12 protein-coding genes are annotated in these 12,994 nt (G+C 62.8%); 4 read left to right on the plus strand and 8 right to left on the minus strand.

Features of this window, described 5'->3' with window-relative positions; genetic code table 11:
• Window positions 1-188: 188 nt before the first annotated feature.
• A complete protein-coding gene (locus HMPREF0307_RS03225; RefSeq protein WP_066487056.1) occupies window positions 189-1,304 on the plus strand; it encodes a glycerate kinase in 1,116 nt (371 codons plus the stop codon).
• Between the two features lie 271 nt (window positions 1,305-1,575).
• On the opposite strand, the gene HMPREF0307_RS03230 is transcribed toward HMPREF0307_RS03225, so the two are convergent.
• The gene (locus HMPREF0307_RS03230) at window positions 1,576-1,974 is read right to left on the minus strand and encodes a hypothetical protein (protein ID WP_066487223.1); all 399 of its coding nucleotides are present in this window, start codon (window positions 1,972-1,974) and stop codon (window positions 1,576-1,578) included.
• Between the two features lie 36 nt (window positions 1,975-2,010).
• On the opposite strand from HMPREF0307_RS03230, the gene HMPREF0307_RS03235 reads away from it, so the two are divergent.
• Both HMPREF0307_RS03235 and HMPREF0307_RS03240 read left to right on the plus strand, forming a co-directional pair.
• Window positions 2,011-3,228 carry an amidohydrolase gene (locus tag HMPREF0307_RS03235; protein ID WP_066487058.1) on the plus strand — a complete coding sequence of 406 codons (1,218 nt, stop codon included), beginning with the start codon at window positions 2,011-2,013 and terminating at the stop codon, window positions 3,226-3,228.
• A 93-nt stretch (window positions 3,229-3,321) separates the two neighbouring features.
• The gene (locus HMPREF0307_RS03240; protein WP_066487060.1) at window positions 3,322-5,709 is read left to right on the plus strand and encodes a glycogen/starch/alpha-glucan phosphorylase; all 2,388 of its coding nucleotides are present in this window, start codon (window positions 3,322-3,324) and stop codon (window positions 5,707-5,709) included.
• A 229-nt stretch (window positions 5,710-5,938) separates the two neighbouring features.
• Here the strand turns inward: HMPREF0307_RS03240 and HMPREF0307_RS03245 are convergent, their stop codons facing one another.
• On the minus strand, window positions 5,939-6,175 hold the full coding sequence (locus HMPREF0307_RS03245; RefSeq protein WP_070736227.1) for a hypothetical protein: 237 nt from the start codon (window positions 6,173-6,175) through the stop codon (window positions 5,939-5,941).
• Between the two features lie 157 nt (window positions 6,176-6,332).
• On the opposite strand from HMPREF0307_RS03245, the gene HMPREF0307_RS03250 reads away from it, so the two are divergent.
• Window positions 6,333-7,445, plus strand: a complete 1,113-nt coding sequence (locus HMPREF0307_RS03250) for a PrpF domain-containing protein (RefSeq protein WP_066487064.1) — start codon at window positions 6,333-6,335, stop codon at window positions 7,443-7,445.
• A 68-nt stretch (window positions 7,446-7,513) separates the two neighbouring features.
• On the opposite strand, the gene pyk is transcribed toward HMPREF0307_RS03250, so the two are convergent.
• The 6 genes from pyk to hisF form a co-directional block, all read right to left on the minus strand.
• On the minus strand, window positions 7,514-8,935 hold the full coding sequence (gene pyk, locus HMPREF0307_RS03255) for a pyruvate kinase (protein WP_181734561.1): 1,422 nt from the start codon (window positions 8,933-8,935) through the stop codon (window positions 7,514-7,516).
• A gap of 160 nt (window positions 8,936-9,095) precedes the next feature.
• Window positions 9,096-10,043 (minus strand): prolipoprotein diacylglyceryl transferase, encoded by a 948-nt coding sequence (lgt, locus tag HMPREF0307_RS03260; protein ID WP_066487070.1) that lies wholly within the window; start codon window positions 10,041-10,043, stop codon window positions 9,096-9,098.
• A 37-nt stretch (window positions 10,044-10,080) separates the two neighbouring features.
• Window positions 10,081-10,926, minus strand: coding sequence for an indole-3-glycerol phosphate synthase TrpC (locus HMPREF0307_RS03265; RefSeq protein WP_231725015.1), 846 nt, complete (start codon window positions 10,924-10,926; stop codon window positions 10,081-10,083).
• 215 nt (window positions 10,927-11,141) lie between these two features.
• Window positions 11,142-11,777 (minus strand): TIGR02234 family membrane protein, encoded by a 636-nt coding sequence (locus tag HMPREF0307_RS03270; RefSeq protein WP_082723199.1) that lies wholly within the window; start codon window positions 11,775-11,777, stop codon window positions 11,142-11,144.
• A gap of 42 nt (window positions 11,778-11,819) precedes the next feature.
• Window positions 11,820-12,206 (minus strand): phosphoribosyl-AMP cyclohydrolase, encoded by a 387-nt coding sequence (gene hisI, locus HMPREF0307_RS03275; protein ID WP_066487079.1) that lies wholly within the window; start codon window positions 12,204-12,206, stop codon window positions 11,820-11,822.
• A complete protein-coding gene (gene hisF / locus HMPREF0307_RS03280; protein WP_066487084.1) occupies window positions 12,203-12,991 on the minus strand; it encodes an imidazole glycerol phosphate synthase subunit HisF in 789 nt (262 codons plus the stop codon). Before hisF ends, hisI begins: the two co-directional genes overlap by 4 nt.
• Window positions 12,992-12,994 lie beyond the last annotated feature (3 nt).

The raw sequence follows: 12,994 nt of genomic DNA on the forward strand, positions 1-12,994 counted from the left end.
CATGTGACGGGACTTAATTCCTAACGATTGATAGTTTCCACCGCCACACCCAAAAATGCAACTCGCGCGCCCGTTAGCTTCCCCACATCAATGCCACTACCAGCAATAATGGTTCCAAAAAATTTCTATAGCTATTTCTATACAACTACAGAATTGGAGAGATTTCGCCACCCTTTATACTCGTCTCTATGAATTCGCCCCTCATCATCGTCGCCCCTGATTCTTTCAAAGGCTCGGCTACCGCCGCCGAGGCCGCCGCAGGCATCGCCTCTGGCATCCGCGCCGAGCTTGCCGATGCCACCGTGGTCACCCTCCCTATGGCCGACGGCGGCGAGGGCACCGCCCAGGTCCTCGCCGAGGCAGCAGCCGCCCGCGGCGAACACATGGTCACCGTTCAGCTCCCAGCGACCGACGCCGTGGGCCGGCTCACCGAGGCAACCTACTTCCTCAACCAGTCCACGCAGACGGCCTACATTGACGTCGCCGCGGCCACGGGTCTACCCGCCGTGAAGGACGCGCTTGAGCCGCGCACCGCAGATTCATATGGCACCGGCGTGTTGATCGCGGATGCCGAGTCGCGCGGCGCAAAGCACATCGTGCTGGGACTCGGCGGCTCCGCCACGATTGACGGCGGCACGGGCATTCTCACCGCGCTCGGTGCCGCCGCACATGACGCACGCGGCTATGCGCTATCCAAGGGCGGCGCCGCACTCGTGCAACTCGACACCATCGATACCGCGCAGCTCAATATGAAGGCGGCGATGCTTGACTACACGTTGCTCGCGGACACGCGCACGGTGCCGGCCCACGCCCCCGCCGTCTTTGGCCCACAAAAGGGCGCGACCCGCGAGGACGTCGCGCTCCTTACTGGCGCCATGCTGCGTCTGTGCGAGGTCACCGGCATCGACGCCGATCGCGAGAGCTTCGGCGCGGCTGGCTGCATTCCGGTCGGGCTCACGTGGGTCTCTGCCCTTCTGTGGGGCTCCGAGGACCACACCACGCTCGAGCCCGGCGGACGCTTCGTCGCCGAGGCCCTAGGAATTCCGGAACGTCTCCGCGAGGCCGCCCTCCTCGTGACCGGCGAAGGCCGCTTTGACGAGCAGTCCACGACCGGCAAGGTCGTAGGCACGCTCCTCGACCTCGCGGAAGACTCCGCCACCCCCGCCGCCGTTGTCGCGGGCGAACTTGCCTCCAACGTCCCCGAAGGCGTGCTGTCTGCCGAGCTCAGCCAAAAAGGCGAGCTCCAGGAGCAACTGCGCGAGGCCGGCCGTGCTATAGCCCGCAGCTTCAGCTCACGAGGCTAGGTCACAACGACTGCCGGGAATTCCTCCGCCTCCGCGGTAGATTCCTGCCTCGCAAAACGCGATTACGCAGCCCCAGGATGATAGCGCCGATCACTGCAGCAATCACCGAGCCGGTGAGAATCGCAATCTTGGATACGTCGTTAGAGGCCGATCCCACACCACAGGACAGCTCGGCGATGAGCGGCGATACATATCACCTCGCTCCACGCGATGGACGGGCCGAGGTAGAAAATACCGCCAATACACATGCAATATCCGTCGCCTGAGATGTCTAGCGGAGGATCTCCAGCGTCCACGGGAAGATCGCGGGCAGCTCATAATCCTTCTCGTTCTCGAGTAGCACGTAATCCTGCGGCAACTCCGCATGCGGGGTCAGCAGGCGTGAGAGCACCATCGCGAGCTGGTTGATAGAACCGTTGAGGCCCTCGACGGCAATCGGGTAACGGTAGACGGAGGCGAACTCCAAGTCCTGGCCGTCGTGCTCGTCGCGGTAGACCTGGCGCAGCTGGTCGGCAAGTCCCTCCGGCAGCTTCGGGTTCGTCACAAGCTCCACGTTGGCCGAGGTCATACGGCCGGCCTGCACGAGCTTATCGACGGCAGTCTGGAAAACCCCGCGGACCTTCTCGCTCTGCTCATCCGGGGCGAGGACATCAAATTGAATAATAGGCATGAGGGCAACCTTACCCATGGGAGTAAGGTGAAATCCATGTCTTCTGCAACAACATCCCATGCCTCTACTATCGCCCAGCTTCTCCACGACACCACCGCTGACCTGTCGTGGCAGCGCGAGTTCTACGAAGACCTCCACCGCAACCCCGAGCTCTCCCACGAAGAGGAGCGCACGGCGAGCCGGATTCGGGAGCGCCTGGAGGCGTTGGACTGCGAGATTATTGGGGGCATCGGCGGGCATGGCATGGTGGCCGTCTTCCGCAACGGTGAAGGTCCCACCGTCCTGGTGCGCGCGGACTTCGACGCGCTGCCGATCGCGGAGGCTTCCGGCGCGGCGTATGCCTCGACGAATGGAAACATGCATGCGTGCGGCCACGACATGCACGCCACCGGTTTGTTGGGGGCCTGCTCCATCCTCGACGCGGAACGCGACGCGTGGTCTGGCACCTTCCTCGCACTCTTCCAACCTGCGGAGGAAACCTCGGATGGCGCGAAGCTCATGATTGCCGATGACCTAGTGGGGCGCGTGCCGAAGCCCGATATCTGCTTGGGCCAACACATCATGCCGGGGCCGGCAGGACAGGTGCAGTCCGCCGCGGGTCCGGTGCTCGCCGGCTGCGACTCCATCCGCATCACCATCAACGGCCGTTCCGCGCACGCGTCCATGCCGCATAAATCAATCGACGCGACCTATATCGCGGCGATGATCGTCGTGCGTCTCCAGGGAATCGTCGGCCGTGAGGTCGCACCGAGCGACTTCTTTGTCATTTCCGTGGGCGAACTGCACTCGGGGGATAAGAACAACATCATCCCCGATTCCGCGACGCTCGTGCTCAATACTCGGTACTACGATCCCGCGATTGCTGAGCGCGTCTATGCATCGCTCAAGCGCGTCGTTGAGGCCGAATGCACCGCCTCGGGGTCACCGCTTCCGCCGACTTTCGAATTTTATGCGCACGGTGAGGTCACTGATAACGACATTGCCGCGCACGAGGCTGTCCGCGAGGTATTCGACGCCACCTTTGGCGAGGACTCTGTCACCGGGGAACCCAATACCGCTTCCGAGGACTTCTGCTACCTGCCGCAGGCCTGGGGCGTGCCCTACTACTACTGGTTTGTGGGATCTACCTCGGCGGATCAGCAGGATAATCCGCCAGTCAACCACCAAGCAGACTTCCTGCCGGAGTATGAGCCGACCGCCCACGCGGCAACCCGCGCCGCGGCCGCTGCGGCGCTCACGTATCTCGCGCATTAAGCTTGCGCGACGCGTCATTAGCCGCTCTGCACACGTCACCTCGCGCGGCTAAAATAGAGTGCATTCGTTTCCATCCACAACAGTAGAGGAAAAATGTCGCACTCCGCATTTGAAAGGGCCATCCCAGGCCACGTCCGCGCTGCCGCTGGCGTCACCCCGCTCACGGCTACTGACCGCAAATTCTGGTCCGGACTGTCGTCCGCCGTCATGGAACAGATTGCGGACAACTGGGAGGCCACGCGCCGCGCATACCGCAAGACCCGCCGTCAGCATTACTTCTCCGCGGAATTCCTCCAGGGCCGCGCGCTGCTCAACAACTTAACCAACCTGGACCTCGTCGATGACGCTGTTGCCGCCTCCCGCGCCGCAGGCCGCGAGCTCACCGACGTCCTCGAGGCCGAGCACGATGCCGCGCTGGGCAACGGTGGCCTGGGCCGCCTTGCTGCTTGCTTCCTCGATTCCGCCGTCACGCAGGATTACCCAGTGACCGGCTACGGTCTGCTCTATCGCTACGGCCTGTTCCGCCAATCTTTCGACCACGGCCACCAGAAGGAACAGCCGGACTCCTGGATGGAAAACGGCTACGACTTCGTCGTGCGCCGCGCCACGAGCCAGCGCCGCGTCCACTTCGACGACATGGATGTCCGCGCCATCCCCTACGACATGCCGATTACCGGTTACGGCACGGACAACGTGGGTACGCTGCGTCTGTGGAAGTCCGAGCCCATCGACGAATTCGATTACGACGCTTTCAACTCCCAGCGCTTTACTGACGCCATCGTCGAGCGCGAACGCGTCATGGACATCTGTCGCGTGCTCTACCCCAACGACACGACGTACGAGGGCAAGGTCCTGCGCGTGCGCCAGCAGTACTTCTTCGTCTCTGCCTCGCTGCAGCAGATGATCGACGACTACCTCGAGGACCACGGCGACGACCTCACAGGCTTCGCGGACTACAACTCCATTCAGCTCAACGACACCCACCCGGTGCTCGCTATCCCGGAGCTCATGCGCCTGCTGATGGATGAGCACGAGCTGGGCTGGGATGACGCTTGGGCCGTCGTCCAGAAGACCTTCGCCTACACCAACCACACCGTCCTGGCTGAGGCCCTGGAGAGCTGGGAAGTCTCCATCTTCCAGAAGCTGTTCTGGCGCATCTGGGAAATCGTCGAGGAAATCGACCGCCGCTTCCGTTCCGAGATGGCCGAGCGTGGCCTCGACCAAGGCCGCATCGATTACATGGCTCCAGTCTCCAACGGCCAGGTCCACATGGCGTGGATTGCCTGCTACGCGGCCTTCTCTATCAACGGCGTGGCCGCCCTGCACACCGAGATCATCAAGGCGGACACTCTGTCTGAGTGGTACGACCTCTGGCCGGAGAAGTTCAACAATAAGACGAATGGCGTCACCCCGCGCCGCTGGCTGAAGATGTGTAACCCGCGTCTGGCCAAGCTGCTCACCAAGCAGTCCGGCTCGGACGAGTGGGTCACCAACCTCACCGCGCTCAAGGAACTCGCGCCCCTGGCCGATAACCCCAAAGTGCTCGCCAAGCTCCAGGACATCAAGCGCAAGAACAAGGCCGACTTTGCTGCCTGGGTCAAGGACCACCAAGGCGCTGAGGTCGACCCGGATTCCATCTTCGACGTCCAAATCAAGCGTCTGCACGAGTACAAGCGTCAGCTCATGAACGCGCTCTACATCTTGGACCTCTACTTCCGCATCAAGGACGACGGCGAGACCGTCCCGAAGCGCACGTTCATCTTCGGCGCCAAGGCAGCCCCGGGCTACATGCGTGCGAAGGCCATTATCAAGCTCATCAATACCATCGCCGAGCTGGTCAACAACGACCCGGCGACCAAGGACATCATCCGTGTCGTCTTCGTGGAGAACTACAACGTCTCCCCTGCCGAGAAGATCATCCCGGCCGCCGATGTGTCCGAGCAGATCTCCGTCGCCGGTAAGGAAGCCTCCGGTACCTCCAACATGAAGTTCATGATGAACGGAGCACTCACTCTGGGAACGATGGACGGCGCGAACGTTGAGATCGTCGACGCTGTCGGCGAGGAGAACGCCTACATCTTCGGTGCCCGCAACGAGGAACTACCGGAGCTGCGCAAGTCCTACAACCCGGGTGAGCTCTACAACACGGTTCCGGGTCTCAAGCGCGTTCTCGACGCATTGACCAACGGATTGCTCGGTCACGAGAACTCCGGTCTCTTCGGCGACCTGCGTTCCTCCCTCCTCGATGGCCAGGGCGAGCACGCTCAAGACACCTACTACGTCCTCGGCGACTTCGCTGACTATCGCGAAACCCGCGACCGCATGGCTCAGGACTACGTCGATGACCCGGATAAGTGGGCGAAGAAGGCATGGCTCAACATCTGCTACTCCGGCCGCTTCTCCTCCGACCGCACCATCGCGGATTACGCAAACGAGGTCTGGAAGATTAAGCCAACGCCGATTGCTGGTACCGAAGCCTAAATAACTAAGGCCTCCTCCGTGCCGCCGCCGAGCACTGTGCTCCGCGGCGGCACACGCGTCTCAAGCGTTCGCGGAAAAGAACACCGAGGAAATCGAATGCAGCGGGCACCACATGGCGTGTGGTGCCGGTTGCAGTGGGATTTCGTGGAGTCCTACTTCCAAGACAGTCTCGGGGGCTTGTGAGAGGCCTATGCAGTTGTGTTGTTCCGCCAAGGAGGGCGGCAATTCTTTAGAGGTTGACCGAGTCGATGCCGAGTGCGGGCATGATGCGGTCGAGCGGCATAGCAGCGATGTTCTGGGGGCCGGAGTCGCCGTGGGTGCTGGTTGCTTCAAAGACAATGCGACCGGAGGCGGCCTGGTATTGGTAGGCGCCGCAGGAAAGGCCGGAGACGGCGCCGAGGATAGATACGAGGAATGACGAGGGCTGCGGCGACGAGGATGACGATGGCGATGACAGCGCCAACAATAGTTTTAGGTTTCATTTCTATCCCTTTTACCTAGCTCCAACTTCAAGGTTGAATCCTATAGGGAGAGTTCGGCTGCCGAAGGCTCACGACCACCATCCGGGGAAATTTCGAACAAACTTCCAGTTGACTGCCAGCAAGTGAGGTACATTCGACAGCATGACTACCGGTGAGAATTCGAACGACATCCAGTGGCTCAAAGCCTGCTTCATCCGAGGGGGCACGTCGAAGGGCGTCTTCTTTAATGCTGCGGATTTGCCGGCTGACCGAGCAGAACGTGACGCCCTCTTCTGCGCGATGATGGGCTCGCCGGATCCGAACGGGCGGCAGCTCGATGGCATGGGCGGCGGTATTTCGTCTCTGTCCAAGGTCATGATTGTGGACACGGCGAGCGACGATGAGCATGACCTCACGTATACTTTCGCCCAGGTCGCCGTCGATACTACGTCGGTGGATTATTCGGCAAACTGCGGTAATCTCTCCTCCGCTATTGCGCCGTTCGCGCTCGAGGCAGGCCTCCTGACGTTGCCCGATGGCGAGCATGCCGTTCGATTGTTCAATACGAATACCTCGAAGACGGTCATCGCCCGGCTCACGGTTGTTGGTGGCCGCGCCCAGGTACATGGAGACTTCGCGCTGCCGGGCGTTGCGGGCACTGGCTCTCCCATTACCTTGGAATACCCCGATCCGGCGGGCAGCCGCACCAGCGGCTTGCTACCTACGGGAAATGCCACGGATATTGTGCACGATGAGGGCGGCGACATTGAGGTCTCGCTCGTTGACGCATGCCTGCCCATGGTCTTCGTGCGTGCTTCGGACGTAAACGCAGACCCAACGCAGTTGTCCTTCGATGGCACCGAGGTTATGGCTCGACTCGAACGGATCCGTGCCGCCGGCGCGAAGCTCATGGGGATGGAGCCCGCGCAGGCCGCGCCGAAGATTGCTGTCGTGGCGCCTCCGACTGCGGCACCGCTGCTGGATGGGACGCAGCTCGAGGCAGAGGGCCACGACGTCCTCGTGCGCACTCTGAGCATGCAGAAGACGCACAAGGCAGTGCCTGGCACGGGTGCGATGTGCATCGCCGCAGCCGCCTCCATCAAGGGCGGCATCATCGCCGAAGCGATTGGCTCGTCCGAGCTGCGTTCAGTACGCATCGGCACGCCGTCTGGTGCGGTGACCGCTGGCGCGCGCTATGACGGCAACGCGCTCGCGGCGACCCAGCTGGTGCGCAGCGCCCGGATCCTCATGCGCGGCGAAGTTGCAGCGCCCTAGAGACTTACCGCACGCGAAAGCCCTCCGTGTTCAAGCCGTGAACGCGGAGGGCTTCGTTGGTGAAAGGATTACTTCATCTTCGTAGTTTCACCCAGGGTGTGAACCTGAACCATGTTGGTGTTGCCAGCGATTCCCGGAGGCGTACCAGCGATGACGACAACCATGTCGCCCTCGTTGTAGCGATCCATCGCGAGGAGGGCCTCGTCAATGGCAGCCATCATGTCATCAGTGGACTCGACGGACGGTGTGAGGAAGGTCTCCGCGCCCCAGGTCAGAGCCAGCTGTGAGCGCACCTCAGGGTAGGGCGTGAACGCGAGGAGCGGCAGGTGCGAGTGTAGGCGAGCCACACGCTTGGCGGTATCACCCGACGTGGTGAAGGCGACGATGGCCTTGGCGTTGAGACGCTCTGCGATATCGCGTGCCGAGTAAGACACAATGCCGCGCTTGGTGCGCGGGACGTGAGACAGCGGCGGCACGGTGCCGTCGGTCTCCGCGGAGGAGACGATGCGGCCCATGGTGCGCACGACGTTCTGCGGGTCGATACCCACGGAGGTCTCGCCAGAGAGCATGACAGCATCAGCGCCGTCGAGGACGGCGTTGGCGACGTCAGAGGCCTCAGCACGCGTCGGGCGCAGGTTGTTGATCATGGAGTCGAGCATCTGCGTTGCAACGATGACCGGCTTAGCGTTCTCACGCGCGATCTGGATGGCGCGCTTCTGGAACAGCGGCACCTGCTCGAGCGGAACCTCGACTCCGAGGTCGCCGCGGGCAATCATGATGGCGTCGAAGGCAAGGACGATGGACTCGAGGGCGTCCACGGCCTCCGGCTTCTCGAGCTTGGCGATGACCGGCACGCGGCGGCCTTCCTCGTCCATGATCTGGTGGACGAGGTCGACGTCAGCCGGGGAACGCACGAAGGACAGGGCGACGAGGTCGACGCCGAGGTTCAGTGCGAAGCGCAGGTCGCGAATGTCCTTCTCGGACAGGGCCGGCACGGAGATGTCCATGCCCGGCAGGGAGACGCCCTTGTTGTTGGAGACTGGGCCGCCCTCGACGACCTCACAGACAACGTCATTGCCGTCGACTTCCTTGCAGACCACGGCCACCTTGCCGTCGTCAATGAGGAGGCGGTCGCCCGGCTTGGCGTCCTGGGCGAGATTCTTGTAAGTGGTGGACACGCGGTCGTGCGTGCCTTCGACGTCGTCGACGGTGATGCGAACGATCTCACCGTTGTTCCACATTTCCTCGGTGTTCTTAAAGCGACCAAGGCGAATCTTTGGTCCCTGAAGGTCGGCGAGAATACCGACGGCGCGGCCGGTCTCATCCGTAGCTTCACGAACCCATTTGTAGTTCTTCTCGTGATCCTCAGGATCACCGTGCGACATGTTGAGACGGGCAACGTCCATGCCGTCTTGGACTAGGCGGAGGATACCGTCCTTACTCGCGACGGCAGGGCCGAGCGTACAGACAATCTTGGTTCTTCTGTCCAGCATTCTTTTCTAAACCTTCTCGGTTGGGAACTGTAACGAGTCCCAACGTACCCGCGTCTGACGTTTCCGGCCACTGAAAAATGCCACAGAAACTGTCTAATCGGACACAAAACCACGAAAGCCCAGTTCCAAACGGGCGGAACCGGGCTTAAATAAAGAACTACCTTTCGGGTTTCGAGGGGCTCGATGCGGGCGACGCGGAAGGCTCCTGGGACGTGCCCGAGGGGGCATCGGCAAGCTCTGCTTGATAGTGCGGATCGACCTCCGCCGAGGTCTCTTGACCCCGGCGCAGGCGGAAGAAGATGACCAGCGCCACGACAAAGCACACGACGGAGACAATGACGTTGATGCGCAGACCAAAGACGTGCGTGGCCTCGTCCGAGCGCATGTTCTCGACGACGAAGCGCCCCAGCGTATAGCCGGCGACGTAGAGGGCAAAGACGCGACCGTGGCCAAGTTTCCACTTCTTTTGCGCCCAGATGAGGAAGAGACACACGGCGACATTCCATAACGCCTCGTAGAGGAAAGTGGGATGGACGCTGGCAATGACCTCACCTGTGGAATGACCCGTGACCGGGGCGTACTTGCCGGCCTCGTCGACGCGGTAGTAAATGTCGAGCGCCCACGGCACGGTGGTTTCGCGGCCGTAGAGCTCTTGGTTAAACCAGTTGCCGAAGCGGCCAATAGCTTGGGCGAGGATGAGTCCGGGGGCCACGGCGTCGGCGAAGGGCGCGAAGGGCACCTTCTTCACCTTGAACATGACCCAGAGCGCGACCGCGCCCAAGGCTACCGCGCCCCAAATGCCCAGGCCACCGTTGGTCACCTTGAACACGTCCATGGGGTTGCGGCCCTCGCCAAAGTACTTATCGTGGTCCGTAATGACGTGGTACAGGCGCCCGCCAATGATGCCGGCGGGGATGATGACGATGGCCGCGTCCCACACGGTGTCCGGGTTGCCGCCGCGCGCGGTGTAGCGACGCAGCGTAAGCCACAGCGCGACGAGGATGCCGAGGATAATGCACAGCGCGTAGGCACGGACAGGAATGGGACCGAGGTGCCATACGCCCTGCGACGGGGACGGGATATTAGCCAGGATCATTTCTTGCACACCGATAGTGTGCCAAATCGTCGCCTACTGCGTGCGCTTACCCCTTGCGGGAGGGGCAGGCCGGGTGCTGGCCGGTGGCGACGAGGCGGCGCGCGAGTCCCAACGGATCGGTGGCCGCCATAATGGACTCCCCCACGAGCACCGCGTCCGCGCCATGCGACGCGTAGTCAAAAAGGTTGCGGGAGTTCTCCACGCCGCCCACGGCGACGCGGACGACGGACTCGGGAAGCCCCGGAACGATGGTGGCAAACGCCTCGCGGTAAAGCTCATCCGAGGCAAGCGTCCACGCGTTGATGCCGATGAGTGAGGCACCGGCCTCGAGCGCTCTGTCAGCTTCTTCAGGACTGCGGACCTCGGCGAGGGCACACATGCCTAGCGACTCGATGCGGTCGAGCAAGGATTCCAGGTGGGGCTGCTCGAGAAGCTCGACTTGGAGAGGCACGACGTCCGCGCCATAGCAGCGCGCCTCATGAATCTGATACGGGTCGATAATGATGTCGCGGCAGATCATGGGCACCGTCGTGGCATCGCGCACGTGGCACATATCGGCGAGCGATCCGTGGAAACGGTGGCGCTCCGTCTGCACGGCGAGGAGGCGCACCCCCACTGACTCCAGATTGTGCGCGAGATGAGCCATGGCTTCTGGGGTCTCGAGGTGCATGATTTCGCCGCGATAGGGCACGGCGCGCTTGAGCTCCGTGATGATGGAACAGCCGGGGGCGAGGAAGGCGGCCTTCGCGTCGCGCGGGGTATCCATGGCGCGGGAACGGGCCTTGATGTCGCGGAAGCTCACCTGTGCCTCGCGGGCGTCAACGTCCTTGCGCACGGCAGCGACGAGCTGATCTACGACCAGGGACCGGGGCGCGTGAAGTGGGGCACTCACCGTTACCTCCCGTCACCTGTCTAAGCAGGACATCGCTACCACCTGCCGCGGGGTCCACGGTCAGGCCTGGAACTGCAAGGAATGAGTTTCAGCGTAGCGGGCAGGAGCGCGCACAGAGAAATCACGACCCAGCGCACTGCCCCCGTTTCGGAAACTCCGGGTAAACTAGCATGCCTGTTCAGGGACTCCCCAGCGAGAGTGCAACGACAATGAATTTAACGGTGGCCCGTCGGGTCCGTGGGATCGATATCCTCGTCAAGGGCGTCCCACATGACGCGCCCGGAGTCGGGCGCGGTCTCGAGTTCTTCTTCGAGCTTCTCCGCGCGAGCTGCCTTCGTCTCATACTTGGTCGAGCGCACGCCGTCAGCACCGGGACGCATGGCGAGCAGGATGCCGCCCACGAGTCCGAACGCCGCGGCGATGAGCGCCAGCACCGGGCCGAGCGGGGTCACGGTCGCGTCGCGGACGACGGCCCAACTGGAGATAGCGACGGACTCCACCGCGTTGTCATTAGACTGCTGCGCCTGAAGCAGCGTCTGAAGGCGGGCGAGATCCACCTGTGAGGTAAGTGCCACCATGGGACGCCAGGACACGCCGATGGCCGCGAGCGCCACGACGGCACCCACGATGCGGCGGGCGGTGCGACGCAGCGCGAGTCCCGCGATGACGCCGGCGAGGAAGAGCAACGCGATGGCGGTAAGTTCCAGCGACCACGTGCTGCCCTTCACGGCGAGCTCCCCCGTGCCCGCTTTATCGTCCTCCACCGTCGCCGTAATCCACGTCGTCTGCGAAGAAAACCACAGCAAGGTCGCGGCCACAGCCATCAACAGCGGTCCGAATTTTCTGCCCACAGGGCACGCCTCCTCGGTACGACGCGTAACGCGTCTTTGGTGTTAGTCGTGCTCGCCGAGCAGCAGATCCGCATCAAAGCACGTGCGGTCGCCTGTATGGCAGGCGCCGCCGGTCTGCTCGACCACGAGCAAAATAGTGTCGCCGTCGCAGTCTAGTCGCACGGACTTCACCGCCTGCACGTGGCCGGAGGTAAGGCCCTTTACCCAGTACTCCTGGCGCGAGCGCGAGTAGTACGTACCGCGCCGCGTGGCCAGCGTATACGCCAACGCGTGGTCATCCATCCACGCCATCATGAGGACCTCGCCCGAGTCCGCCTGCACGACGGCGGGCACAAGGCCCACATCATTGCGCTTGAGACGCGCGGCGACCGCGGGGTCAAGCTCGAACTCGGCTGGGTCGTTAGAAACCTGTGCAGCATCAGTATTCATCGACGCACCTCGAATCCGGCATCCGCGAGAGCGTCCTTGACCTCAGAGAGGGCAACATCGCCGAAGTGGAAAATGGAGGCGGCGAGCACCGCGTCCGCACCGGCGGCAACGGCGGGCGGGAAGTGTTCCGCCTTGCCCGCGCCACCAGAAGCAATCACCGGAATGTGAACGGCCGCGCGCACGAGCTCGAGAAGCTCGATGTCAAAGCCCTCGCGCGTGCCGTCACCGTCCATGGAGTTGAGCAGGATCTCCCCTACCCCGAGCTCCTCGCCGCGGCGCGCCCACGCGATGGCGTCGAGACCCGCCGAGCGGGTGCCGCCATGCGTCGTGACCTCAAACCCCGACGGGAAGTCGCCGGACGCCAGCGCCTCCGGGTCCTTGACGCGGCGGGCATCGACAGACAAAACGATGCACTGGGAGCCAAAAACGTCCGCGAGCTCGCGCAGCAGCTCCGGGCGCGCGATGGCCGAGGAGTTGACCGACACTTTATCCGCGCCGGCGCGCAGGAGCTCACGCACGTCCTGTTCGGAACGCACGCCGCCACCCACGGTAAGCGGAATAAAAACCTGGTCCGCCGTGCGGCGCACGACGTCGAGCATGGTGCCGCGGCCATCCTTCGAGGCGGAAACGTCCAAGAAGGTCAACTCGTCCGCACCGAGTTCGTCATAGCGGGCGGCGAGTTCGACCGGATCGCCTGCGTCGCGCAGGTTTTCAAAGTTCACGCCCTTGACCACGCGTCCGTGATCGACGTCGAGACAAGGGATAACGCGCACTGCGAGTGCCATGAA

Origin of the sequence: Corynebacterium sp. DNF00584 (genome assembly GCF_001552965.1) — a bacterium.
Lineage (GTDB): Bacteria > Actinomycetota > Actinomycetes > Mycobacteriales > Mycobacteriaceae > Corynebacterium > Corynebacterium phoceense.

What these genes read in the sequence shown, in the direction of transcription:
- HMPREF0307_RS03225 (WP_066487056.1), top strand. Translation starts at nt 189, where the DNA reads ATGAATTCGCCCCTCATCATCGTCGCCCCTGATTCTTTCAAAGGCTCG.
- HMPREF0307_RS03230 (WP_066487223.1), bottom strand. Translation starts at nt 1,974, where the DNA reads ATGCCTATTATTCAATTTGATGTCCTCGCCCCGGATGAGCAGAGCGAG.
- HMPREF0307_RS03235 (WP_066487058.1), top strand. Translation starts at nt 2,011, where the DNA reads ATGTCTTCTGCAACAACATCCCATGCCTCTACTATCGCCCAGCTTCTC.
- HMPREF0307_RS03240 (WP_066487060.1), top strand. Translation starts at nt 3,322, where the DNA reads ATGTCGCACTCCGCATTTGAAAGGGCCATCCCAGGCCACGTCCGCGCT.
- HMPREF0307_RS03250 (WP_066487064.1), top strand. Translation starts at nt 6,333, where the DNA reads ATGACTACCGGTGAGAATTCGAACGACATCCAGTGGCTCAAAGCCTGC.
- hisI (WP_066487079.1), bottom strand. Translation starts at nt 12,206, where the DNA reads ATGAATACTGATGCTGCACAGGTTTCTAACGACCCAGCCGAGTTCGAG.
- hisF (WP_066487084.1), bottom strand. Translation starts at nt 12,991, where the DNA reads ATGGCACTCGCAGTGCGCGTTATCCCTTGTCTCGACGTCGATCACGGA.